Consider the following 21,432-nt stretch of genomic DNA (forward strand, 5'->3'; position numbering starts at 1 on the left):
TTGGACGGCTGCCGCGACGATCTGTCAGGCGATTTTCCGTCAGTTCCGCTTGCCGCCTTCAAAGACCCTGAGATGGGTAATCCGGTTGACGAGGCCGCCGAAGCCGGAAGCGACCACGGTCTGCGGTTCGCGATCGACGAGATATGGACGTTTGCCGCTCACGCCCGCATCGACCGGCACGAAGGCGAGGTCGGAGGGCAACAGCAGGCGAGGGTAGGGCTCGATGGTCAGGCCCGGCTCGATCGCGACCAGCGAACCGAAAATCCGGTCGCACTTGTCTTTCTGCGAATAGAGCGGCAGCAGCAGCATTTCGAGCGCGAAACTCTCCTCGTCGTCGGCCGTGGTCTCGACGGCGATTTCCAGCGCATTCTGGTTGGCGAGCACCGTGTCGGCAGCGAGCTTGATCTTGTGGCGCGCGCTCGGCTCCCACGCCTCGGCGAATTCCCGATTGCGAACTTCCTGCCCCAGAATGAAACACACCCGCGTCCCGGCAAGCCGGAATCGAACGATCCCGTCGCGGCCGCGTTCGAGGATGAAAAGATCCGGCAGCACCGTCTTGAGGGCGGCCGGATCGATCTCGGTGCGCATGGGAGCGGCTCTGCCGGCCCGTAAGTGATTGAAATAGTCGAAGACCGCTTCAGTCGTTCTATGGCGCATTGGCTTTTTCCTATTCTTCTTGGGCCGGCATTCTCTCGCCGATTGTGGCAATTTCCGACGAGCTTCCCACTCAATGAGCGAAATCCGTGCCAAGAGGATAGGGTTCCCCACGGGAAGCGGCCGTTAAGGTTAATTTTTGGTTTCGATTGAGAATCGGCCGGGAAAATGGCAAAAACAATCCATAGGAAGGGTCGTCCCTTCAGCACCAATTAAAACCGGTCAGACCTCCATTTCGTCGATCGTGCCGTCCCGCAAATCATTTGCTGGACGGCATTTTTTTTGCTGCTATGACGGCACGGTCAGATTAAGAGGCCGTGCGATTGACGCTTGAAGAAAACAGAAGTCCTGAGCCGGCGAACGATTGGACGCCGCCGCGCGAGCCCATCTTCAACATTCCGGCCGTATTGCTCTTCTTTGTGGCGCTGATCGTGGCGGTGCACCTGATCCGCACCTATATCCTTGATGTCGAGCAGGATAAGACCGCAATCTACCGCACCGCCTTCATCTCGGCCCGCTATCTCATTCCGCTGAGCGAACAGGATTATCTCGGCTATTTCGGCGGCCCGGTGACCTATTCGCTCCTTCACGGCGGCTGGTTGCACTTGATCTTCAATTGCATATGGCTGGTGGCCTTCGCGACGCCTCTCGCCGTGCGCATCGGCGCTTTTCGTTTCGTCGTGTTGTGGATCGTCTCCGCCGTGGTGAGTGCCTTCTTCCAGGGCGTGCTGACGGGCTTCGAAATGTCGATCCTGATCGGCGCTTCGGGTGTCGTCTCGGCGACAGTCGGTGCTGTATGCCGCTTTGCCTTGCCGCTATCCGGAACGCGCCAAATGCGCTCGGCGGCTTATGCACCGCGGCTTGGGCCGCTGGAGGCATTGACCCACCGCTCGGTGATATCATTCATCGTGGTCTGGGCGCTCTCCAACATCCTGTTGGTCGGTGTTCTCAGCGGCGCCAGCAATATCGCCTGGCAGGCCCATCTCGGCGGCTTCCTGTTCGGCTATTTTGCCTTCGGCCTGTTCGACCCGCCGCTTAGGCGTTGATCCGCTGCAGCGTTAATATAAGACATCGCTTTTCCTTGCATTTGCCGGTTTTCAAGGGCACCATGCTCGTGTCGTCAGCGGAGGCTGGCGGAGGCGGGCTTTGACATCTCACAACGGAGGAGACGTGCATGCATGTAAGAGCCATACTCGATGAGAAGGGCCGCAAAGTCCTCACGATCCGGCCGGATGCTTCGCTGCAAGATGCCGCAAAGATGCTTCACGAAAACAAGATCGGTGCTCTCGTTGTTGTCGGCGTGAATGAGCAGATCAAGGGTATTTTATCCGAACGCGATATCGTGAACGCCGTCGCCCGCCACGGCTCGGAGGCGCTTCAAAAGACCGTTTCGACTGCGATGACATCCAATGTGTTCCGCTGCGCCGAGGATACGACGCTCGATAGCCTGATGACGCTGATGACCGAGAAACGCTGTCGCCATATTCCCGTGGAAGCGAATGGCAGGCTCTGCGGCATGATTTCGATCGGCGACGTCGTCAAGTCCCGCATCCGCGAGATCGAATTCGAGGCCGAGGAAATCAAGGCTTATATCGCAGGCTGACGAGTCGGCGTGGCTACCAGCCGGCCCTGACGGCATCCTGCATGCGCTTGATTTCGTCGATCTTGGCCGTCGTTTCCATATAACCACGGTCAATCGCCTCGGCGGCGCGGTGGAATTCCGAGAGCCCGATATCGGCGAGCCGCGGCTGTAGCGCCAGATCCGGCGGATCGCCCGCGAGCCGTGCCCGCGAAATCCTGTCCTGGATGATGTTGAAGGCCTCGACCATCACGCCGGTCAGCCCGATATTGCCGGGCTTCATATTCTCGTTCTGGTTCTGCAACTGTTTCTCGATCGGCGAGGGCGGGCTGGCCACATGCTTGACCACCGCCGAGCGGCCGTAAAGATCGTAATGCAAATTCACCGCGACCACGAGCGGCTGCTCATAGGCGCGGCACACCGACACCGGGACGGGATTGACCAGCGCACCATCGACCAGCAGGCGATTGCCGCACTGGACGGGTTCGAAAATGCCGGGGAGCGCGTAGGATGCACGCAGCGCCGTGATGAGCGAGCCGGAATCGATCCACACTTCATGGCCAGTACGGATTTCCGTTGCCACCGCCACGAAACGTCGGTCGAGGTCCTCGATATTGAGGCCCTGGAGATGTTCCTGCATACGCTTGGTCAGCCGCATGCCGGCAAACAGCCCGCCGCCGCCGATCGTGAGATCGAGAAGGGCCGCGATGCGGCGCATGGAAAGCGAACGGGCAAAGCTCTCGAGTTCGTCCAGCTTGCCGGCGATATAGCATCCGCCGACCAGTGCGCCGATCGAGGTGCCCGCGATCATGCCGATCTTGATGCCCGCCTCATCGAGCGCCTTGAGCACGCCGATATGCGCCCAGCCGCGCGCAGCACCGCCGCCCAGGGCGAGCGCGATCTTTGGCTTGGGAGGCTTGGGCTGTGTCGTGATGGCTGCGTCTGCTGGCTGTCCGGGTGTTCCGGCTATGGTCGAAACCCCGTTTTCAAGCGAGGTTTCCGGTTCGCTATTGCGAGAGAAATTCCAGTTCAGCATCACGCCCATCCTGTACACGTTGGATAACGTTCTTGGATTTCCTATTGATGCACGGCGCGGTTAAGAAAAGTCAAAGAAATTTTGCCGGAGTACAGAATTGAGGCACTTGCCTAGATTTTGTAAACTTCCGAGGGATCGAAATGCCTATGTTCATCGACAGGCTTTAGTTGCGCTGCACCATTTTCTACTTGCACTGCACGATAAAAGCAGGACCGCCGGCCGGTATGGCATGTCGCCGCATGGCCGCCGACCGTGACCTTGACCAGCAGTGCGTCCTGGTCGCAATCGGTCAGGATCTCCGTCACTGTCTGCAGATTGCCGGAGGTCTCGCCCTTCTTCCACAGGCTCTTGCGCGAGCGGCTGTAATAGTGGGCGATGCCGGTTTCGAGCGTCAGCGCCAGCGCTTCGGCATTCATATGCGCCACCATCAGAATCGCGCCGTCCGCCGCATCGGACACCACTGCCGTGATCAGGCCATGAGCATCGAATTTCGGCGTGAAGACCGCGCCTTCTTCAAGCACGGCCTTGTCTGATGCGGGAGCGTCGAACGCGATTGTCATGCCGGATAGTGATGGCCGCGCAGCATCGACATGAAGCGGGCCTGTTCGCGGGCATCGTTCTTGAAGGCGCCGGTGAAGGTCGTCGTCATCGTCGACGAACCGATCTTCTGCACGCCGCGCATCGCCATGCACATATGATCGGCCTCGATGAGAACCGCGACGCCCTTCGGTTGCAGCGTCTCGTCGATGGCATTGGCGATCTGCGCCGTCATCGTTTCCTGCGTCTGCAGGCGCCGCGCGAAGATGTCCACCGTGCGGGCGATTTTGGAAAGCCCCAGCACCCGTCCATCGGGCAGGTAGGCGATATGCGCCTTGCCGATGATCGGCACCATGTGGTGCTCACAATGCGAGAAGAACGGAATGTCCTTGACCAGCACGATATTGTCGTAGCCGGCGACCTCCTCGAAGGTGCGGCCCAATACGTCCTCGGGATCCTGGTAGTAGCCGCCATAGAGCTCGGAATAGGACTTCACCACGCGGCGCGGCGTGTCCTTCAGGCCCTCGCGATCGGGATTTTCGCCGATATAGCGCAGCAGCGTGCGCACCGCTTCCTCGGCCTCTTTCTGGCTTGGGCGGCGGGCACTGATATCTTCAACCGGAAACGGCTTTACAATTGCATCCATGAATGGCCTCTTTCGTTCCGGGCTCAACGCCCGGAGGTTCAATCGGACTCTCGCCGCTGGCCATTCACCTGTCCCTGCAGGCATGGGTTCCGTTGGCGGGCTCCGGGGCTTCGGCGTCCGTCGTCTCAGTGACGAAGGCCTCCGCACGGTTTCCCAGACAACAGGCGACCAAATTGCACTTGCAAATCTGTCGCCCCATCGCGACATAACATATAGGAAGCGGGCGGGGCTGGCAAAGGGTGGCCTTGATGTTTTTCCGTGATACGATGGAAAATCATACCCGGCATTGAATGCCAGATAAAATTTTTGCGACAGAAGCGCGTGCCCATGGACGACATCTACAATTCAAAGATCCTCGAATTCGCCGGCAATATCCCGCTCACGGGGAGCCTCGAAGACGCCGACGCATCCGCCCAGGCGCATTCGAAACTCTGCGGCTCCAAGGTGAAGGTCTGGCTCAAGATGGACGGCGACCGGGTCAGCGGTTTTGCCCACGACGTCAAGGCCTGCGCGCTCGGCCAGGCCTCGTCCTCGATCATGGCGAGGCATATCATCGGCGCGACCTCGGATGAACTCAAGCAGGCCAAATCAGACATGTTCGCCATGTTGAAGGACGGCGGCGAGGGGCCTTCGGGCCGCTTCGAGGACATGCGCTACCTCTTGCCCGTCCGCGACTACAAGGCCCGCCACGCCTCCACCATGCTGACCTTCGACGCTGTGGTCGATTGCGTCGGCCAGATCGAGGCCAGCCGGCTGGCTGCGGTGGGATGAGGGTGCGGCAAGATTTAAGACCCCGCCCCAACCCCTCCCCACAAGGGGGAGGGGCTAACCCTGCCGCGCCGTCCTCACACACTTTCACCCTTTCAACGTGCGGCAATGGTGCTGGGGGCAGGGCGGTGCAACAGGCTAAGCCCCTCCCCCTTGTGGGGAGGGGTTGGGGCGGGGTCTTCGTCACTTTTTGGGGAGCATCCTGAATGTGCCAATCCCCCGACTGCCAGCACAAACCCGGCCAACGCTCCGGCTACACCGGCCCCACCCGCAACTGGTCCGGCCCGTTCCCGAAAACCCCGACGCGCCTGATCGGCATGGCGCTCATCCGCGCCTACCAGCTGACGCTGTCGAGCCTGATCGGCAATGCCTGCCGCCACACGCCGACCTGCTCGGAATACGGCTACGAGGCCGTCGCCCGCCATGGGCTTTGGCCCGGCTTCTGGATGTCGCTCTTCCGTTTCGTCCGCTGCGGCCCGGGCGGCACCTGGGGCATCGATCCGGTGCCCGATAGCCTCGATACAGGCCTGAAATGGTATCTCCCCTGGCGCTACTGGCGCGTCTCGAAGGCGACGAGGGTCAGATGACCACCTATGTCGCGCTGCTCTATTCCATCATCATCGACCAGACCCGCCGCGTCGTGATGTCCGATCTCCGCCGGCTCGCCGAGGACCTCGGCCACGAAAACGTCCGCACGCTGGTTTCCTCAGGCAACCTCGTCTTCGAAAGCAGCGAAACCTCCATCCCCAAGCTCGAAGCCGATCTCGAAAAGTCCTTCGCCGCCTTCCACGGCAAGCATGTCGATATCATCGTCAAGAGCGCCGAGGCGTGGCGAACTCTCGTCGCGTCAAATCCCTTTCCCGGGGAAAGCCAAGCCGACCCCGACCAGGTCACCGTCCGCATCATGCGCGATCCGGCGGACACGAAACTGCTCGACTTCTTCAAGCCATACCAGACCCATGGCGAGCGTGTGGCGATCGTCGACGGTCACGTCTGGGTCCATTTCCAGGGCCGCCCCAGCCTGTCGAAACTCGCGGGCCAACTGACGCCGAAGCGCATGGGCGGCGTGGGCACGGCCCGCAACTGGAACACGGTGCGACGGCTGGGCGAGATGGTGGGGGCGTAGCCGAGTCGCCCGTGGATGGTGCCGGCAACGCTGCCTGGCGATTTAGTACCATTCGTTTCAAAAATCTCATTTGCACACGAATAATTCTCTGGGTAAACGCGTTTTGCAGATACCGCGCGGGGATCGGGAATTGCTTGGCAAAATCAGCCTGTTCGCTTCGCCCGTCCGGTGTTTCGGCTGGCGCACTGCCGCGTCACGACATCAACGACAACCAGACCGTGGGTTCGGGCCCGGCGGCAAAGCGTGCATTTTACAGGAACGATCATGACTCTCCACCGCATCGATACCGACACCACCGTAACCGTGATAGCCGACACGCAAAACGACGTCTGGCTGGTCCAGCAGGGCGTCACGCTCGCCACATCAGGCTCGGCGATCGACGCCACGGCGACCGCGAGCTTCCGCACCTTCTTCATCGAGGGCCATGTCGTGGCGGACTACGGAGCGGGAATCGCACTCGGTGTGGGCAGCATGAACAGGATCGTGGTCGGCTCCGAGGGAGCGGTCAGCAGTTCATCGTCCGGAATCAACATCTATACGCCCGGACAGGGCGAAGTCGATATTCGCAATTCGGGCGACATTTATGGGTTTTCCGAGGGCATCTACGCCTATATGGACACTTTCAAGCTGGTCAATGACGGCACGATCGGTGGTTTCAGCTCGGTGATCAGCCGCTCGACGAACAATTCCATCGTCAACAATGGCACGATGAACGGGATGCTCGGCCTCTATTCCAGTTCGGCCGGGGCCACGAGCGTCGTCAACCATGGCATTCTCAACGGCGGCATGATGATCGATACGGTCGCCGGCCAGACGAACACCATCGTCAACACCGGAAAGATCGTCGCCGTCATCGCGATCGACGGCTCGCAGGGCAACGACGTGGTCACCAATTCAGGCATCATCGACGGCCTGGTCATGCTCCACAACGGCAATGACAAGTTCAGCAATTTCGGATCCTTCAACGGCGGCATGGATTTCGGTGCCGGCGACGACACGCTCATTCTCCGCGACGGCAGCCACGCAAGCGGAACCATCCTCATGGGCGCGGGCAATGACCGGATCGAAGTCCTCGGCGGCACGGTCGATGGCCTCGTCCAGGGCATGTCGGGCAACGACGTCTATGTCGTCAGGGTCGCGGGCGCCCAGCTCGTCGAGTCGGGCACGGATACCGATCTCGTGCTGACGGATCTCGACTGGCGGCTCGGCGGCAATTTCGAGCATCTCTATCTGGACGGCGATGCGGATGTCACCGGCCGGGGCAACGCGCTTGCCAATGGCATCAGCGGAAATCTCGGCGACAATCTTCTGATGGGATACGCCGGCGACGATACGCTCGAGGGTGGCGAAGGCGCCGACAGGCTCGATGGCGGGCTCGGCAGCGATACCGCCGCTTACACGGATTCAGGCGTCGCCGTAACCGTCGACCTCGAAAAGGGCAGGGCGCGCGGCGGCGAAGCCCAGGGCGATACGTTCGTTTCGATCGAAAATGCCGCTGGCAGCCGCTTCGGCGACACGCTGCTCGGCAGCAAGGCCGCGAATTCTCTCTACGGCGACGAGGGTGCCGACCGGCTCGACGGCCGTGGCGGCGACGATTACCTCCAGGGCGGTGGCGGCAGCGATACCTTCGTTTTCGCCAAGCGCTACGGCACCGACACGATCGTCGATTTTGCCATCGCTGGCGATGCTGCCGACGTCATCGATATCAGCCGCATGGCCGGTGTCGACAGTTTCAGGGACCTCGTCAAGAACCACATGTCCACCGAGGGCGACGATGCCGTCTTCACCTTCGACGACGGCAGCGTGCTGGTATTGACGGGGCGTGCGGACACGCAGTTCCAGGCGAACCATTTTCTGATCTAGAGATATGAGAGGCGAAATCACCGTCCGAGCCGGCCGCATCGATCAAAACTGGGGCCGCCGGGCCGAAGCGGATGGCGGCGGCAGGACGCGCAACTGGAATACGGTGCGACGGCTGAGTGAGATGGTGCCGGATTAGCGGATTTTACTTGCGGTTGCGCTAGACGGACGCTACCAATTGTGCAATGTCTGCTCACAGTGGGTCCACATGCGCTTCCGTCTTGCCTCGGCTTTGCTCTTCCTGATCTGCATTTCCCATCAAACAGTACAGGCTGCCGAACGGCCGAACATTCAATTGACGTCGATCAGGCAGTCATGCCGCGCCGCCGCGCATGACGAACATTGGGAATCGAACCGGGTCTTCTGGCAGGAGGCTGCCCGGTTCTGCGAGAAATACAGGCAGGCCGCGCCCGGTGCGATCGATGCGCGCTACCTGCATGCCAAGTCGCGGATGATGGCCTTGGAATTCGTGCCCGCGATGCTGGAGATACGCAGGCTCGCGGAACAGGAGAAATATCCGCCGGCCATCATGATGTTGGCGCGCGCGCACTATTACGGCCTTGGCGCGCGCCAGGATAACAAGCGTGCTTTCGAACTGGGGATGGAAGCCCATCGGCTGGGCAGCCTCGCCGCCACGAACCTCGTCGGCGAATTCTATACGTATGGCGTCGGCACTGTTCAGAACCTGTTCGAAGCCAAGCGCTTCTTTCAGGATGCCGACCAGCGCGGCAGCGTCACCGGCGCAATGAGTCTCGCAACGGTCTATGCCAAGGGGTGGGGGGTGAAGACAGACCCCGTCAAGGCCAGGGATTACTTCCTCAAAGCCGAGCATATGGGCGCACGCTACGCTACCATATATATCGGCTACATGGCGCTACGCGGCGACGACGGTCATGTGGATTATCCAGAGGCCGAACGTCGTTTCCGCGCCGTGGTGAAGACAGGATCGACACGTGCGCTCGTCGCCCTAGGTGACTATCTCTCGCGTCGTGGCGCGACTCGACAGGAGCGCCGGGAAGGCGCCGAGCTTTTCCGCAAAACCGCCGATCTCGGCGAAGCGATAGGGATGGTTCGTCTGGCCGGACGCCATTTGCGTGGCGACGGTGTTGCGAAGGATGTCGGTGCCGCCACACGGCTGCTCGAACTGGCTGCCAGACAACACAACCCCAACGCCTATCAGGAACTCGGCCTGCTCTATTACAAAGGAAAATACGTCACCAGCAACACGGCACGCGCATTCAAATACTTCGAGGATTGCGCGCGCCTCGGGTCGTCGTTGTGCATGTACCACGCCGGATTGATCCATGCGGAAAGTGCCGATTTTCTGGCCGATGACGCGAAGGCGATCGATTACTTCCGCCGTGCGGCGGCACTCGGCGAGGTGCCCGCCCAAGCGATGCTTGGCCGCTTCCTGGTCGATGGGCGAGGCGGATTGAAGGACGATGTTGCAGGGCTTCGCTGGCTGGAAAAGGCGGCGGAAGCAAAGAATGTCGACGCGATGATGACGCTCGGGACCTTCTACGAAGGCTTGATCGGTGGGAAGGAGGATCCCGACAAATCCTTCACCTGGTACAAGAAGGCTGCCGAGGCCGGCTCCGCCGAAGCCATGAACAAGATTGGCAACATCCTCTACAATGGTTGGGGCCGCGATCGGGATTATGCCGAGGCGCTCGTATGGTATCGTCAGGCGGCGCTGAAGTTCTGGCCAGAAGCGATCTTCTCCGTCGGCTACATGTATGAGTTCGGCGAGGGCACGACCGTCGATTACACGGCGGCCATGGGCTGGTATCTCGGCGCGTCGAACCTTGGTTCGGCCGATGCTATGCATCGTATTGGCAACATGTTCTACGACGGCACCGGCCGCAAGGCGGACCATGCGCTGGCATTGCAGTGGTTCCGCAAATGCGTCGCCCTTGACGACCATCGTTGCATGACCGCGGCGGCAAGCCTTATCGAGGCCGGTCAGGGCGCGAAGAAGGACCTGGGTGAGGCGGCCGGCTTGTACGAGCGCGCTGGCAACAGGGGGTCGGGCGAGGCGCTCTACTGGCTCGGCAATCTCTATCTCGGCAATACCGGCGCCAAGGTGGATTATCCCAAGGCACTTGCCGCATTCGAAAGAAGCGCGGATTTTGATTACGCGGATGCGAAGTTCATGATCGGCCGCATGCACGAGGGCGATCTCGGCATCCCCAAGGACGACCAGCTCGCCCTGACATGGTATCGCAAGGCGGCGGATGCCGGCTCCGCATCGGCGATGAACGCGATCGGCTATTTCTATCGCAAAGGCATCGCGGTACCGGTGGATCCCCAAATCGCCATGGATTGGTTCGTCAAGGCGATGGAGAAGGGCAATGCCAGCGCCTATCTCAACGCCGGCGACCTCTACGAAAACGGTGCCGGCGTAGCGGTCAACCTGAAAAAGGCATTCGAACTCTACCAGAAGTCCGCCGAACTTGGCTCTGCAAATGGCATGTTTGCGCTCGGCCGCATGTATGATGGCATTTTCTTTGATCCCGACAACGATGCCGAAGCGTTGAAATGGTATCTCAAGGCTATCGATGCCGGTTACGAGGGCGCTTCCTCGACCCTTGCGTGGCTCTATGACGAACTCTACCAGTCCGACAAGGCAGCCGAGAACATCCTGAAGACCGTCAGCGAAGGTGACACGTTCCGGCGCGATCAGCTCAAGCAATTCAATACCTTGACGCTGCGAGCACTGAAGAAGAGCCTCCGTAAGGAAGGCGTCTACAAGGGGGGCGTCACTGGTGCCGTCGATCGCAGGTTGGAAAAGGCACTGGCCGACTATGCGAGCCGGAAGGTTGCCGCCAGGCAGGACTGATGTTGTGTGGTCGCCACGTCTTAGCCGCCGCCCCATACCATACTTTCCACCCCCGGGGACATTTCCACCCAAAATAAATATTTTCTCCTAACAAACTCAATCCCTTATCATTTTCTCGCTCCCCATTTCATCCCCGCTCTCCCGGCCCATGCCATCATGACCCTGTTCCCGTCTCCGGAGTGTATCGCGAGACATCACGTACAGGCGGGAGCGGGCGCTTTCGTCGGTCTCCAGAATGTGTGGAGGCGGGTGAGAGAGATGCGGGACGCTGCGGCGAGGAGACTTGCCGCTGCGACGGTTTCCCCCGGCGGCCGCCCAGCCGCCGGTTTGGGTCCTCCATGCAAGCGGAAGCGAAAATGCTCCGTGCAGCGAAACAGGACCGCATCTGAAGGAGGCGGGGCCGCTTCCGAAGAACGCCCCAAGGCCGCGCGAAAGCGAAGCCACACTAACCTAAACCCCCGAGGCGACGCTTTCGCGCGGCTTCTCCGGTTCAAGTTCAACAATAAACCGGCGGGTTTTCCCGCGCGGCAACGAAGAGGCATGCGCAGATGAATGAGACGCCATCGCCAATCGATCCTCTCGATCTCGACGACGAGGAATGGTTCAGCCTTCCCTACGAGGTGCAGGATATCTACTATCAGCCATTGATCCGTGAGTTCTGCACGCACCTTCAGAACTGGCGCCACTGCCGGCTACCCCGCTGCCGCCGTGGCAAGATCTGCACAGGCACCAAGGAAATGAACAAGCGGGATGGTCGTTTTCCGCCCTGTATCTGCGACAACGATCAGCATGCGCGTCTCATGGCGGCGGTCCGTATCGTCGCGACAGCAGCCGAGAGCGCCCAAGGTTGAATGGTCAAAGCCGTAAGGAATCATTTAACCCTCGGATCGGAACGCTGCGGACGCCCGATCGCCGAACCGGTAGTGCTTAAGTCCGCCAATTGAACGATGTCACCGCATAGGGAAATGTCCATGTCCGCTTACCGAAAAGCCGCCGCAGCGCCCGAAGCCTTGAACTGGGGCTACCAACTCCAGGGCAGGCCCGGGCATCCGCTCACCGTCGAGACGCTCGCTGCAAAGCCGCATGACATGCTGGTTATCGACCCGACCCGCGACGGCACCAATGCGACCCGATTCAGCGAGGGCGATATCGCCGAGATCAAGGGCGACCGTTCGATCCTAGCGGCTTACGTCTCGATCGGCGAGGCCAACGATTTCCGCGACTATTGGGACAAGGACTGGACCACCAATGGCAAGGCGAACGGCAGGCTGACGGACGATGCGCCCGACTGGCTCGGTCCGATCAATCCGGATTGGCCCGAAGGCCGTAAAGTCCGGTATTGGGACGAGGGCTGGCGCGACATCGTCTTCAACGACAAGGGTCCTAATGGCGAGGGCACCGGAGAACTCGATTCGATCGTCAGGCAGGGTTTCGACGCCGCCTATCTCGACATTGTCGATGCCTACTATTTCTGGGGCGCCGAGGTGAAGAAAAGCCAGCGCGAGCCGGGCGATCCCCGGAATGAATCGCAGGCCGCCATACGGATGGCCGATTTCATCGCCGACATGGCCGATCATGCCCGGGAGACGAACGAGGATTTCTTCCTGATCCCGCAGAACGGCGCCTATATCGTCGATGCGATCAAGGATGCAAAGGGCGATCACAGTGCGCTACTCGAGCGCTTCTACGGCGCCATCGGCGGCATCGCCATCGAGGATCTCTATTTCTACGGCAACAAGGACGAGAACAACAAGTTCAATCCCGACGAGGACCAGATCAAAATCCTGCAGCGCGACTTCGTTGCCAAAGGCATCCCGGTCTATGTCGTGGACTACATAACCGGCGACAACCGCATCGATAAATTCGAGCGGATGGCGATCCGGGACGGCTTCACCCCCTATGCTGCGCCGGACCGCGATCTCGATCGCATGGCCGGACCGCTGGATTCAGGCGCTGCGGCCGACTTCCTGATGTAGCGGAAAGTACTGTTGCGCGAGGCTGGCGCGGTGGCGGCATCCATCTTTACTCAGTAACCGGAATCCCGTATCACGCGCCCGTTCAAGGCCGGGCGTTCCGGTCTTTTTGATACCACCCGCATTCGTTGGCGGGATTGGATAGGAGAAAAAGAATGTCCGACCAGATTTCCCTTACATTTCCCGATGGCTCCATCCGCGATTACCAGCCCGGTACGACCGGCCGCGATGTCGCCGAATCCATTTCCAAGTCGCTTGCCAAGAAGGCCGTCGCCATCGCCCTCGACGGCACGATCCGCGACCTCTCGGACCCGATCGTGCCGGGCCGAATCGAGATCGTCACCCGCGACGATTCCCGCGCGCTCGAACTCATCCGCCACGATGCCGCCCACGTCATGGCCGAGGCCGTGCAGGAACTGTGGCCCGGCACGCAGGTCACCATCGGCCCGGTGATCGAGAACGGTTTCTATTACGATTTCGCCAAGAACGAGCCCTTCACGCCGGAAGACCTGCCCGTCATCGAAAAGAAGATGAAGGAGATCATCGGTCGCAACAAGGCATTCACCAAGCAGGTCTGGTCGCGCGAAAAAGCCAAGCAGGTCTTCGCCGACAAGGGCGAGGCCTACAAGGTCGAGCTCGTCGATGCGATCCCCGAGGGCCAGGACCTCAAGATCTATTACCAGGGCGACTGGTTCGACCTCTGCCGCGGGCCTCATATGGCCTCGACGGGCCAGATCGGCAGTGCCTTCAAGCTGATGAAGGTCGCGGGCGCCTACTGGCGCGGCGATTCCAACAATCCGATGCTGACTCGCATCTATGGTACGGCATGGGCCGAGCAGGCCGAGCTCGACGATTACCTGCATAAGCTTGCCGAAGCCGAGAAGCGCGACCACCGCAAGCTCGGCCGTGAGATGGACCTCTTCCATTTCCAGGAAGAAGGCCCCGGCGTTGTCTTCTGGCACGGCAAGGGCTGGCGCATGTTCCAGTCGCTGACCGCATACATGCGCCGCCGGCTTGCGGCAGACTACCAGGAGGTCAACGCGCCGCAGGTGCTCGACAAATCGCTCTGGGAGACCTCAGGCCACTGGGGTTGGTATCGCGACAACATGTTCAAGGTCACGGTCGCCGGCGACGATACCGACGATGAGCGGGTCTTTGCCTTGAAGCCGATGAACTGCCCCGGCCACGTGCAGATTTTCAAGCACGGCCTCAAATCCTATCGCGAACTGCCGATCCGCTATGCCGAGTTCGGCAACGTCCATCGCTACGAGCCCTCGGGCGCGCTGCACGGCCTGATGCGCGTCCGCGGCTTCACGCAGGACGACGCGCACATCTTCTGCACCGACGAGCAGATGGCCGAGGAATGCCTCAAGATCCATGACCTGATCATGTCGGTCTACAAGGATTTCGGCTTCGAGGAGATCATCATCAAGCTCTCGACCCGCCCAGACAAGCGCGTCGGCGACGATGCGCTGTGGGATCGCGCAGAGAGCGTGATGATGAAGGTGCTGGAGCAGATCCAGGTGCAGTCGAACCAGGTCAAAACCGGAATCATGCCGGGCGAGGGCGCCTTCTACGGCCCGAAGTTCGAGTATACGCTGAAGGACGCGATCGGCCGTGAATGGCAGTGCGGCACGACGCAGGTCGATTTCAACCTGCCGGAGCGTTTCGGTGCCTTCTACATCGACCAGCATTCGGAAAAGACCCAGCCGGTGATGATCCATCGCGCCATCTGCGGATCGATGGAGCGTTTCCTCGGCATTCTGCTCGAGAACTTCGCCGGCCACATGCCGCTGTGGTTTGCGCCGCTGCAGGTCGTCGTCGCGACGATCACCTCGGATGCCGATGATTACGGCCTGAAAGTCGCGGAGAAACTGCGCGCGGCGGGCCTGTCGGTCGAAACCGATTTCCGCAACGAGAAGATCAACTACAAGGTCCGCGAACATTCGGTGACCAAGGTTCCGGTCATCGTCGTCTGCGGCAAGCGCGAGGCCGAGGAAGGCACGGTCAACATCCGCCGCCTGGGCTCGCAGAACCAGACGTCGATGACGCTCGAAGAGGCTATCGCAAGCCTTTCCGACGAAGCAACGCCACCCGACGTCAAGCGGGCACGCGCGGCTTGAGGCAACGAAATGGTGGACAGCCGCGTTTGCATGGCGCGGCTGTCTTCATATTGTTACACTGGTTTCATATGGCCTGTACCAAAGGCATCTAAAGAGCGCGCGCCGTGAGATTCAAGGAACTGTCCTACGCCAATGAGACCGACTCGCTGCTCAAGCGGCTGGTCATCCACACGGTGGAAAATCTCTCTGGCCGCAACAAATATGTCGAGGTCTACAAGATCTGGCGTTCCGAAGTGGTCGGCAAGTCCGACCGCGTCTTCTCCAGGATGCTGGAACTCATCGATATAGACTTGTCGGTCAAGGGCAACTGGCCGCCGAAGGATCTGCCGGCCGGTCCGATCGTCATGGTCGCCAACCATCCCTATGGCATCGCCGATGGCATCGCGGTGCTGGCGCTCGCCGAACAGCTCGGTCGTCCGTTCAAGATCCTGATCAACGATCAGCTTTTGAAAGTTCCCGAAATGCGGCCCTATTCGCTGCCGATCTCTTTCGACGAAACCCGCGAAGGCCTCGCGATCAACCTCGCGACCCGCAACGAGGCTTTGCGGTTGCTGAAGGACGGCGTCACCATCGTGATCTTTCCCGGCGGCGGCGTCGCTACCGCGCCCAAGGGATTCGGTCAGGCGGAAGACCTCCCGTGGAAGATGTTTCCGGCCAAGCTCATCCAGGCTGCCAAGGCCAGTGTGCTCCCGGTCTATTTCGAAGGCCAGAACGGCTGGATGTTTCACTTGGCGAGCCGCTTCTCGCTGACGCTCAGATTGTCGCTTTTGATCCGCGAATTCTGTCGCCTGTCCGGCCGCACGATATTCTCCAGCATCGGCACGATCGTGCCCTGGGAAGACATCGCGCCGATCACCGACCGCAAGGCGATCCTGCAATATCTCTACGATACCGTGTTTGCGATGGGCGCCGTCACGCCTCGGCCGAAAGCCGCCTAATCCGGCAGCATGACCTCGACATCCTGGTTGCGGCCGGATGTGACCGTGAAATCGCGTTGGTAGATCTTGTCCTTGTGCCGCGCAATCGCGGTATATTTGCCTTCGGCGAGAATGATCACCGGAAAGGCACCCACGCTTTCCGACACCGCGTCGCCGGCGGCCGTCAGGATCGACCAAGCCGTATCGGCGATCGCCTCGCCACCCTCCTGCGACACGAGTTTCAGCGTGATCTTCGCGGCGCGGTGCTGGATGACGGCCTGCGTCAGTTCGCCCGCCTTGATCTGGATGTCGGCGCGGATCGTGGCGTTGACGTCGCCGTAGTTCGAGACGACGTGATAGGTCCCGGCATTGAGCCGCACCACCTCGTCCGGCTTGACATCGTCCATGATCAGACCGCGCTCGCCGTCTTCCCGGACTTCCGAGGAATAGATGCTGAATGTCAGCTCGGCGGGCGGAATCCGGACACTGCTGCCCGAGACCGCATTGAGGACCATGCCACCGGCATCGAGCACCAGGGTCTGTGGTTCCGGATCGGCGCTTGCGAGAATCCTGAGCTTCTTGGTCGCGCCGGCGCGGCCGAAGGCGACATGGACGAAATATTCGCCGGGTTCGAGTTCGAAATTGGTCGAGCCGCCTTCGGACGAAGCGAGCATGGGCAGCTTGCCGTCGGCGCCGGGAATCGGCCGGAATATGCGCCATGAGAGGCCGTATTTCATCGGCGCGCTCTTCTCGGTGAGGCGCGCTTCGAGATGAACGGTCTTGCCGCGATGAACCGGCTGCGCCGGAGTTTCGAGGATGGGCGAGAAGCTGTTGAGCTTGGGGTCGTCGAGCGGTTTCGTCGGATCGGTGATCGAGAACGGATCTTGCGCATGCGCCGTCGCGGCCATCAGGCTCATCAACAAGGCGGCGAGGCCGGGCAGGGCGCGGTGCAGGCTGGACAATCCGGTACTCGTAAAGGTGATGGGTTGACTCTTGAAATCTTGCGGCCCACTTGTCCCGCAAGCTTAGAGCCTTTCATTGTTAAATGGAAGCAGTTCTGTTGGCTCAAACGGAGTCGGATGGTCGACCGGCTGGCGCGTGTCGTAGCCAAAGATCTACGGCCAAGCCGGCCGGTCGATCAGCCGGCCCGTTTCAGCCAACCCAAAGGGCCGGGCATCTTTCCGCCAGGATCAGAGGCGATCGTCTCGGACGTACATCTGGGTATGTCCTTCGACAATCGCCTCTGCCCTGACGAAAACCTGCTCCGGCAGAACTGCTTCCATTTAACAATGCAAGGCTCTAGGGCAAATTCAAGACTGAAATTCTTAAGCATCAGAGGACCGCATGCCGCGCAATGAATCACTGATCGAATATCTCAAGACCCGCCGTTCCATGCCGGCTTTCCAGATGAAGGAACCGGGACCTTCGAAAGCTGAAATCGAGGAAATCCTGACGCTCGCCACCCGCGTGCCCGACCACGGCAAGCTCGCCCCTTGGCGCTTCATCGTGATATCAGGTGACGAGCGGCGGCGCATCTCGCTGGCCCTTTCCAAGATCGCCCGGGCTGAGAAGCCCGATCTCAGCGAAGAGATGATCAAGGTCGAGGAGACCCGCTTCACCCGTGCGCCCGTGGTCGTCGCCGTCGTTTCGAGGGCCGCGCCTCATATTAAAATCCCGGAATGGGAACAGCTGATGTCGGCGGGCGCGGTCTGCCTCAACATGGTGATCGCAGCCAATGCGCTCGGCTATGTCTCGAACTGGCTGACTGAATGGATGGCCTATAGCGAGAAGGCCTACGAGATCATCGGTGTCAAGCCGGGCGAGAAGATTGCCGGCTTCGTCCACATCGGATCGACGGATTTTCCGGTCACCGAACGACCACGCCCGGAACTCTCCGAAATCGTGACCTGGGCTGGGTAAAGGGCCGCATGGTTAACGCCCCGCGAAGGAACATGGTGAACGAATATTAAACGATTTGCCGCTAGCTTCGATTCACAGGGTATGTGAGTCAGGGATAGCGCAGCGTGATCATTCAAAGCTTCCTTCGTTGGGCGGACACGGCAAAGGCAAGCGACAGGGCAAGGGCAGCCAATGCGCTGGGCCGAGCCTGGCTTGAATCAGAGATGACTTCGGACGAGCGCGAGGCGGCCCTGATGGCCATGACCTGGCTGCTTGACGATCCCTCGCCAAAGGTACGGCTGGCGCTGGCGGACTCGATCGCCGATGCCGAGGACGCACCGCGCGCACTGATCCTGCCACTCGCACAGGACCAGCCGGAAATCGCCTGCCAGATCATCGCGCGTTCGCCCGTACTCTCGGATGTCGATCTCGTGGATCTCGCCGGTCGCGGCGATGAAGTCACCCGCGTGCTGATCGCATCGCGCTTCATCGTCAGCCTGCCGGTTTGCGCGGCCATCGCCGAAATCGGCGGAGAGGCGGAGATCGAAGCGATGCTCGACAATCCCGGCGCGCTTGTCAGCCGCCAGTCGCTCCGCCGTATCGCCGAGCGTCATTCCCACTCCACAACAATTCGCGAAATGCTGTTCTCGCGCGAGGAATTGCCCGGCGATGCCCGCCACATCCTCGCACTCAGCGTTTCCGACGCACTGGCCGAATGCAGCTTCGTTCAAAGCGTCATCGGCGCTCGCCGGCTCGATCATATCAAGCGCGAAGCCTGCGAAGGGGCGACCGTCACTTTGGCTGGCGCAGCACCTCAGGAAGACATCCCCGATCTCGTCGAGCATCTCCGTCGCAACGGTGGTCTGACGCCGGGTTTCCTCATGCAGGCACTCTGCTCCGGCAAGCTCGATTTCTTCGCCAATGCGATCGTCAACCTTTCGGGGCTCGCTGAACGCCGGGTGCGGTCGATCATTTCCGATGGCCGGTTCCATGCCATGCGGGCGCTTTACGAATCGGCGGGCCTTACCCGCGACGTCTCGGAAATCTTCGTGGAAGCCACCATGCTCTGGCGCCGCGCCGACCGTGGGCCCGAGCCCGGCCTTTTCGGCGGCCTGACCGGACGTCTCGTGTCGCGCTTCAGAAGCGTGACGAAGCCGGATGGCGCTGCGTCCGAACTCATCGACATGGTCGAGAAACTGCATATCACCGAGCACAGGCAATCGGCGCGCGCTTACGCATCGTTCCTGGCGATCGAGGCCGCCTGACGCCAGATCAGTCGGTGATTTTCCTGGCAACCCAGGAATAGGTGTCAGTCACGAAATGCACCGGTGTCGTCACCGTTTGCTTCAAGCCCTGCTTGGTCGGGATGGCGTCCTTGACCAGCGCGATCGCACGCGAAGTGATGCCAGTGCGTGTTTCGGCTTCCTCATCGACAGGCTTGGGAACAGGCGCGATCGAGCGGCTTGCACTCTCAAAACCCGCAACGTCGTCCTCGGAATCGCTCAGCGCTGTCGTGCCGGCAGTCTGGCACACCGCCACGACCATCGGGTAATTGATGTTGACGTATTTCGCGAGAAGGGTTTCCGAAGACGCATCGCAGGCTGCGATCGTCTGCCATTGTTGCTCGATGGATGCGACCGGCAGGCAATTTGCGCCGGAATCGTCACAGCCGAGAATGCTCATCACGATGAACGCTGCCTTCATGCGAGATATCCCCCGATAAGTTACAGCTTGCTTGCATCCGATCGTGGTTATTTCATGAAATGAACTTCAACGCCTCGCGGATCATCTCGGCATTGTGCGCGAGATGGCCGCCGTCTTCCTGCTGTCTGGCATGAAGCTTGAGTTCGACACCGTCATAGGTCGGGATCACGTGGAAATGCAGGTGGAATACGGTTTGGCCGGACCCTGCTTCATTGAACTGCACGACCCGCACGCCATTGGCATGGAAGGCCTTTTTCGACGCCTTGGCGATCTTCTGCACTGTCGGCATCAGCCACATGAACGTCGTGGGATCGGCATCGAATATATTGCGGGAGGGGGTCTTGGGAATGACCAGCGTATGTCCTTCGGACTGCGGCATCACATCCATGAAGGCGAGCGTGTGCTCATCTTCATAGACCGCATGGGAGGGAATTTCACCGCGCAGGATCTTGGCGAAGATGTTGTCCGGATCGTACGGCGTCCCTTGCATGGATGAATCTCCCTCGGCCAATTTTCACGCAGCTTGAACCGAAAATCCATGTCTTTCAAGTCTTTCAGCCCATTCGACGAATTGCCCGGACGTTTCAGTCCTGCTCGAGCTGTTCGCCACGGCGGAAAGGGCTGTGCTCGCGGAGATATTCGCCGACTGCTTCGACATCGGCGCGCTCCTGACGGAGATATTCGTCGATTGCCCGGCGCAGGCCCGCATGCGCGATGAAATGCGCTGAATGGGTGATGACAGGCATGTAACCGCGCGCCAGCTTGTGCTCGCCCTGTGCGCCGGCCTCGACACGGTCAAGTTTATTGGCAATCGCATAGTCGATCGCCTGGTGATAGCAGACCTCGAAATGCAGGAAGGGGTGATCTTCGATGCAGCCCCAATGGCGACCGAACAGCGCATCCGAGCCGATGAAGTTGATGGCGCCCGCGATATAGCGGCCGCCGCGCTTGGCCATGACGAGCAGGATGTCTTCCGGCATGCGCTCGCCGATCAGCGAATAGAATTCGCGCGTCAGATACGGGCGGCCCCACTTGCGACCGCCGGTATCCATGTAGAAGGCGAAGAATTGGTCCCAGATGTCTTCCGTAAGATCGCTGCCGGTCAGCCATTCCACGGTGATGCCGTTTTCGAGGGCAGCACGGCGCTCCTTGCGCAGCGCCTTCCGTTTCCGCGAGGCCAGCGTTTCGAGAAAGTCCTCATGGCTTCCATAGCCGTGATTGAGGAAATGGAACTGCTGGTCGGTGCGGTGCAGGTAGCCTTCGGCCTCCAGCGCCTGCCATTCGCCATCGCGAAGGAATGTGAAATGGGCCGATGACAGGTTGAGCGAGACGGTTTCCTGCTTCACGGCCTGGGCGAGAATGGCGTTGTATTTTGCCTTGCTTTCATCCCGAGCGACCAGTAGGCGCGGACCCGTCGCCGGCGTAAAGGGAACCGTGTGCTGGAGCTTGGGATAGTAGCGGCCACCGGCGCGCTCATAGGCGTCCGCCCAGCCGTGGTCGAACACATATTCGCCCTGGCTGTGGCTCTTGGCATAGCCGAAAGTGGCGGCCTTCAGCCTGCCGTCCTCCTCGACCAGAACGTGACGGCCCTGCCATCCGGTGCGCGGAACGGCAGAGCCGGATTCTTCCAGAGAGGAAAGATAAGCGTGTGAAATGAATGGATTATAATAATTATCTAATTTAGTGTGGCAAGTCCCGGAAAGCCGATTCCAGCTCTCCGGGTCGATTTCCTTGAAGGACGAGACAATGCGTATGTTCAATATCGTTCCTA

The 21,432-nt window shown here is 60.4% G+C and carries 22 protein-coding genes; 14 read left to right on the forward strand and 8 right to left on the reverse strand.

The window, feature by feature from the left end:
- Window positions 1-39: 39 nt before the first annotated feature.
- Window positions 40-657 carry a PAS domain-containing protein gene (locus ACSQ26_RS10280; protein WP_436008439.1) on the reverse strand — a complete coding sequence of 206 codons (618 nt, stop codon included), beginning with the start codon at window positions 655-657 and terminating at the stop codon, window positions 40-42.
- A gap of 320 nt (window positions 658-977) precedes the next feature.
- Between ACSQ26_RS10280 and ACSQ26_RS10285 the strand changes: the two genes are divergently transcribed.
- Both ACSQ26_RS10285 and ACSQ26_RS10290 read left to right on the forward strand, forming a co-directional pair.
- Window positions 978-1,700 (forward strand): rhomboid family intramembrane serine protease, encoded by a 723-nt coding sequence (locus ACSQ26_RS10285; RefSeq protein ID WP_436008440.1) that lies wholly within the window; start codon window positions 978-980, stop codon window positions 1,698-1,700.
- Window positions 1,701-1,828: 128 nt separating this feature from the next.
- A complete protein-coding gene (locus ACSQ26_RS10290) occupies window positions 1,829-2,257 on the forward strand; it encodes a CBS domain-containing protein (RefSeq protein ID WP_436008441.1) in 429 nt (142 codons plus the stop codon).
- Window positions 2,258-2,270: 13 nt separating this feature from the next.
- Here ACSQ26_RS10290 and ACSQ26_RS10295 read toward each other — a convergent pair whose 3' ends face one another.
- The 3 genes from ACSQ26_RS10295 to folE form a co-directional block, all read right to left on the reverse strand.
- A complete protein-coding gene (locus ACSQ26_RS10295) occupies window positions 2,271-3,269 on the reverse strand; it encodes a patatin-like phospholipase family protein (RefSeq protein WP_436008442.1) in 999 nt (332 codons plus the stop codon).
- Between the two features lie 110 nt (window positions 3,270-3,379).
- Window positions 3,380-3,829, reverse strand: coding sequence for a phosphoribosyl-AMP cyclohydrolase (hisI, locus tag ACSQ26_RS10300; RefSeq protein WP_436008443.1), 450 nt, complete (start codon window positions 3,827-3,829; stop codon window positions 3,380-3,382).
- Window positions 3,826-4,452 carry a GTP cyclohydrolase I FolE gene (folE, locus tag ACSQ26_RS10305; protein ID WP_436008444.1) on the reverse strand — a complete coding sequence of 209 codons (627 nt, stop codon included), beginning with the start codon at window positions 4,450-4,452 and terminating at the stop codon, window positions 3,826-3,828. The genes hisI and folE overlap by 4 nt, the downstream gene beginning before the upstream one ends.
- Window positions 4,453-4,779: 327 nt before the next feature.
- Between folE and ACSQ26_RS10310 the strand changes: the two genes are divergently transcribed.
- The 10 genes from ACSQ26_RS10310 (at window position 4,780) to ACSQ26_RS10355 (ending at window position 16,079) form a co-directional block, all read left to right on the forward strand.
- On the forward strand, window positions 4,780-5,223 hold the full coding sequence (locus ACSQ26_RS10310) for an iron-sulfur cluster assembly scaffold protein (RefSeq protein WP_436008445.1): 444 nt from the start codon (window positions 4,780-4,782) through the stop codon (window positions 5,221-5,223).
- A gap of 203 nt (window positions 5,224-5,426) precedes the next feature.
- Window positions 5,427-5,807 (forward strand): membrane protein insertion efficiency factor YidD, encoded by a 381-nt coding sequence (yidD, locus tag ACSQ26_RS10315; protein WP_436008446.1) that lies wholly within the window; start codon window positions 5,427-5,429, stop codon window positions 5,805-5,807.
- A complete protein-coding gene (locus tag ACSQ26_RS10320) occupies window positions 5,804-6,346 on the forward strand; it encodes a DUF1697 domain-containing protein (RefSeq protein WP_436015191.1) in 543 nt (180 codons plus the stop codon). Before yidD ends, ACSQ26_RS10320 begins: the two co-directional genes overlap by 4 nt.
- A gap of 264 nt (window positions 6,347-6,610) precedes the next feature.
- Window positions 6,611-8,209, forward strand: a complete 1,599-nt coding sequence (locus ACSQ26_RS10325) for a calcium-binding protein (RefSeq protein WP_436008447.1) — start codon at window positions 6,611-6,613, stop codon at window positions 8,207-8,209.
- Window positions 8,210-8,213: 4 nt separating this feature from the next.
- Window positions 8,214-8,345, forward strand: a complete 132-nt coding sequence (locus ACSQ26_RS10330) for a hypothetical protein (protein ID WP_436008448.1) — start codon at window positions 8,214-8,216, stop codon at window positions 8,343-8,345.
- 69 nt (window positions 8,346-8,414) lie between these two features.
- Window positions 8,415-11,045, forward strand: coding sequence for a tetratricopeptide repeat protein (locus ACSQ26_RS10335; protein ID WP_436008449.1), 2,631 nt, complete (start codon window positions 8,415-8,417; stop codon window positions 11,043-11,045).
- Window positions 11,046-11,593: 548 nt separating this feature from the next.
- Entirely contained in the window at window positions 11,594-11,896 is a 303-nt protein-coding gene (locus ACSQ26_RS10340) for a hypothetical protein (protein ID WP_436008450.1), read from the forward strand.
- A gap of 120 nt (window positions 11,897-12,016) precedes the next feature.
- Window positions 12,017-13,021: an endo alpha-1,4 polygalactosaminidase gene (locus ACSQ26_RS10345; protein ID WP_436008451.1), complete on the forward strand. Its 1,005-nt coding sequence runs from the start codon at window positions 12,017-12,019 to the stop codon at window positions 13,019-13,021.
- Between the two features lie 152 nt (window positions 13,022-13,173).
- A complete protein-coding gene (gene thrS, locus ACSQ26_RS10350) occupies window positions 13,174-15,141 on the forward strand; it encodes a threonine--tRNA ligase (RefSeq protein ID WP_436008452.1) in 1,968 nt (655 codons plus the stop codon).
- A 104-nt stretch (window positions 15,142-15,245) separates the two neighbouring features.
- Window positions 15,246-16,079 (forward strand): lysophospholipid acyltransferase family protein, encoded by an 834-nt coding sequence (locus ACSQ26_RS10355; RefSeq protein WP_436008453.1) that lies wholly within the window; start codon window positions 15,246-15,248, stop codon window positions 16,077-16,079.
- Here the strand turns inward: ACSQ26_RS10355 and ACSQ26_RS10360 are convergent.
- Window positions 16,076-16,975 (reverse strand): hypothetical protein, encoded by a 900-nt coding sequence (locus ACSQ26_RS10360; RefSeq protein WP_436015193.1) that lies wholly within the window; start codon window positions 16,973-16,975, stop codon window positions 16,076-16,078. The two genes, ACSQ26_RS10355 and ACSQ26_RS10360, sit on opposite strands and share 4 nt — an antisense overlap.
- 427 nt (window positions 16,976-17,402) lie before the next feature.
- Between ACSQ26_RS10360 and ACSQ26_RS10365 the strand changes: the two genes are divergently transcribed.
- Together ACSQ26_RS10365 and ACSQ26_RS10370 are read left to right on the forward strand one after the other, a co-directional pair.
- Entirely contained in the window at window positions 17,403-17,978 is a 576-nt protein-coding gene (locus ACSQ26_RS10365) for a nitroreductase family protein (protein ID WP_436008454.1), read from the forward strand.
- Window positions 17,979-18,082: 104 nt separating this feature from the next.
- Window positions 18,083-19,222: a DUF2336 domain-containing protein gene (locus ACSQ26_RS10370; RefSeq protein ID WP_436008455.1), complete on the forward strand. Its 1,140-nt coding sequence runs from the start codon at window positions 18,083-18,085 to the stop codon at window positions 19,220-19,222.
- A 7-nt stretch (window positions 19,223-19,229) separates the two neighbouring features.
- On the opposite strand, the gene ACSQ26_RS10375 is transcribed toward ACSQ26_RS10370, so the two are convergent.
- The 3 genes from ACSQ26_RS10375 to ACSQ26_RS10385 all read right to left on the reverse strand — a co-directional run bounded on the left by ACSQ26_RS10375 (window position 19,230) and on the right by ACSQ26_RS10385 (window position 21,421).
- Window positions 19,230-19,661: a hypothetical protein gene (locus ACSQ26_RS10375; protein WP_436008456.1), complete on the reverse strand. Its 432-nt coding sequence runs from the start codon at window positions 19,659-19,661 to the stop codon at window positions 19,230-19,232.
- 52 nt (window positions 19,662-19,713) lie between these two features.
- A complete protein-coding gene (locus ACSQ26_RS10380) occupies window positions 19,714-20,151 on the reverse strand; it encodes an HIT family protein (protein ID WP_436008457.1) in 438 nt (145 codons plus the stop codon).
- 94 nt (window positions 20,152-20,245) lie between these two features.
- On the reverse strand, window positions 20,246-21,421 hold the full coding sequence (locus ACSQ26_RS10385) for a GNAT family N-acetyltransferase (protein ID WP_436008458.1): 1,176 nt from the start codon (window positions 21,419-21,421) through the stop codon (window positions 20,246-20,248).
- Window positions 21,422-21,432 lie beyond the last annotated feature (11 nt).

Source organism: Rhizobium sp. LjRoot254 (genome assembly GCF_964254105.1).
Lineage (GTDB): Bacteria > Pseudomonadota > Alphaproteobacteria > Rhizobiales > Rhizobiaceae > Rhizobium_E.

What these genes read in the sequence shown, in the direction of transcription:
- ACSQ26_RS10280 (WP_436008439.1), bottom strand. Translation starts at nt 657, where the DNA reads ATGCGCCATAGAACGACTGAAGCGGTCTTCGACTATTTCAATCACTTA.
- ACSQ26_RS10290 (WP_436008441.1), top strand. Translation starts at nt 1,829, where the DNA reads ATGCATGTAAGAGCCATACTCGATGAGAAGGGCCGCAAAGTCCTCACG.
- ACSQ26_RS10295 (WP_436008442.1), bottom strand. Translation starts at nt 3,269, where the DNA reads ATGCTGAACTGGAATTTCTCTCGCAATAGCGAACCGGAAACCTCGCTT.
- hisI (WP_436008443.1), bottom strand. Translation starts at nt 3,829, where the DNA reads ATGACAATCGCGTTCGACGCTCCCGCATCAGACAAGGCCGTGCTTGAA.
- folE (WP_436008444.1), bottom strand. Translation starts at nt 4,452, where the DNA reads ATGGATGCAATTGTAAAGCCGTTTCCGGTTGAAGATATCAGTGCCCGC.
- ACSQ26_RS10310 (WP_436008445.1), top strand. Translation starts at nt 4,780, where the DNA reads ATGGACGACATCTACAATTCAAAGATCCTCGAATTCGCCGGCAATATC.
- yidD (WP_436008446.1), top strand. Translation starts at nt 5,427, where the DNA reads ATGTGCCAATCCCCCGACTGCCAGCACAAACCCGGCCAACGCTCCGGC.
- ACSQ26_RS10320 (WP_436015191.1), top strand. Translation starts at nt 5,804, where the DNA reads ATGACCACCTATGTCGCGCTGCTCTATTCCATCATCATCGACCAGACC.
- ACSQ26_RS10325 (WP_436008447.1), top strand. Translation starts at nt 6,611, where the DNA reads ATGACTCTCCACCGCATCGATACCGACACCACCGTAACCGTGATAGCC.
- ACSQ26_RS10330 (WP_436008448.1), top strand. Translation starts at nt 8,214, where the DNA reads ATGAGAGGCGAAATCACCGTCCGAGCCGGCCGCATCGATCAAAACTGG.
- ACSQ26_RS10335 (WP_436008449.1), top strand. Translation starts at nt 8,415, where the DNA reads ATGCGCTTCCGTCTTGCCTCGGCTTTGCTCTTCCTGATCTGCATTTCC.
- ACSQ26_RS10340 (WP_436008450.1), top strand. Translation starts at nt 11,594, where the DNA reads ATGAATGAGACGCCATCGCCAATCGATCCTCTCGATCTCGACGACGAG.
- ACSQ26_RS10345 (WP_436008451.1), top strand. Translation starts at nt 12,017, where the DNA reads ATGTCCGCTTACCGAAAAGCCGCCGCAGCGCCCGAAGCCTTGAACTGG.
- thrS (WP_436008452.1), top strand. Translation starts at nt 13,174, where the DNA reads ATGTCCGACCAGATTTCCCTTACATTTCCCGATGGCTCCATCCGCGAT.
- ACSQ26_RS10360 (WP_436015193.1), bottom strand. Translation starts at nt 16,975, where the DNA reads ATGAGCCTGATGGCCGCGACGGCGCATGCGCAAGATCCGTTCTCGATC.
- ACSQ26_RS10365 (WP_436008454.1), top strand. Translation starts at nt 17,403, where the DNA reads ATGCCGCGCAATGAATCACTGATCGAATATCTCAAGACCCGCCGTTCC.
- ACSQ26_RS10375 (WP_436008456.1), bottom strand. Translation starts at nt 19,661, where the DNA reads ATGAAGGCAGCGTTCATCGTGATGAGCATTCTCGGCTGTGACGATTCC.
- ACSQ26_RS10380 (WP_436008457.1), bottom strand. Translation starts at nt 20,151, where the DNA reads ATGCAAGGGACGCCGTACGATCCGGACAACATCTTCGCCAAGATCCTG.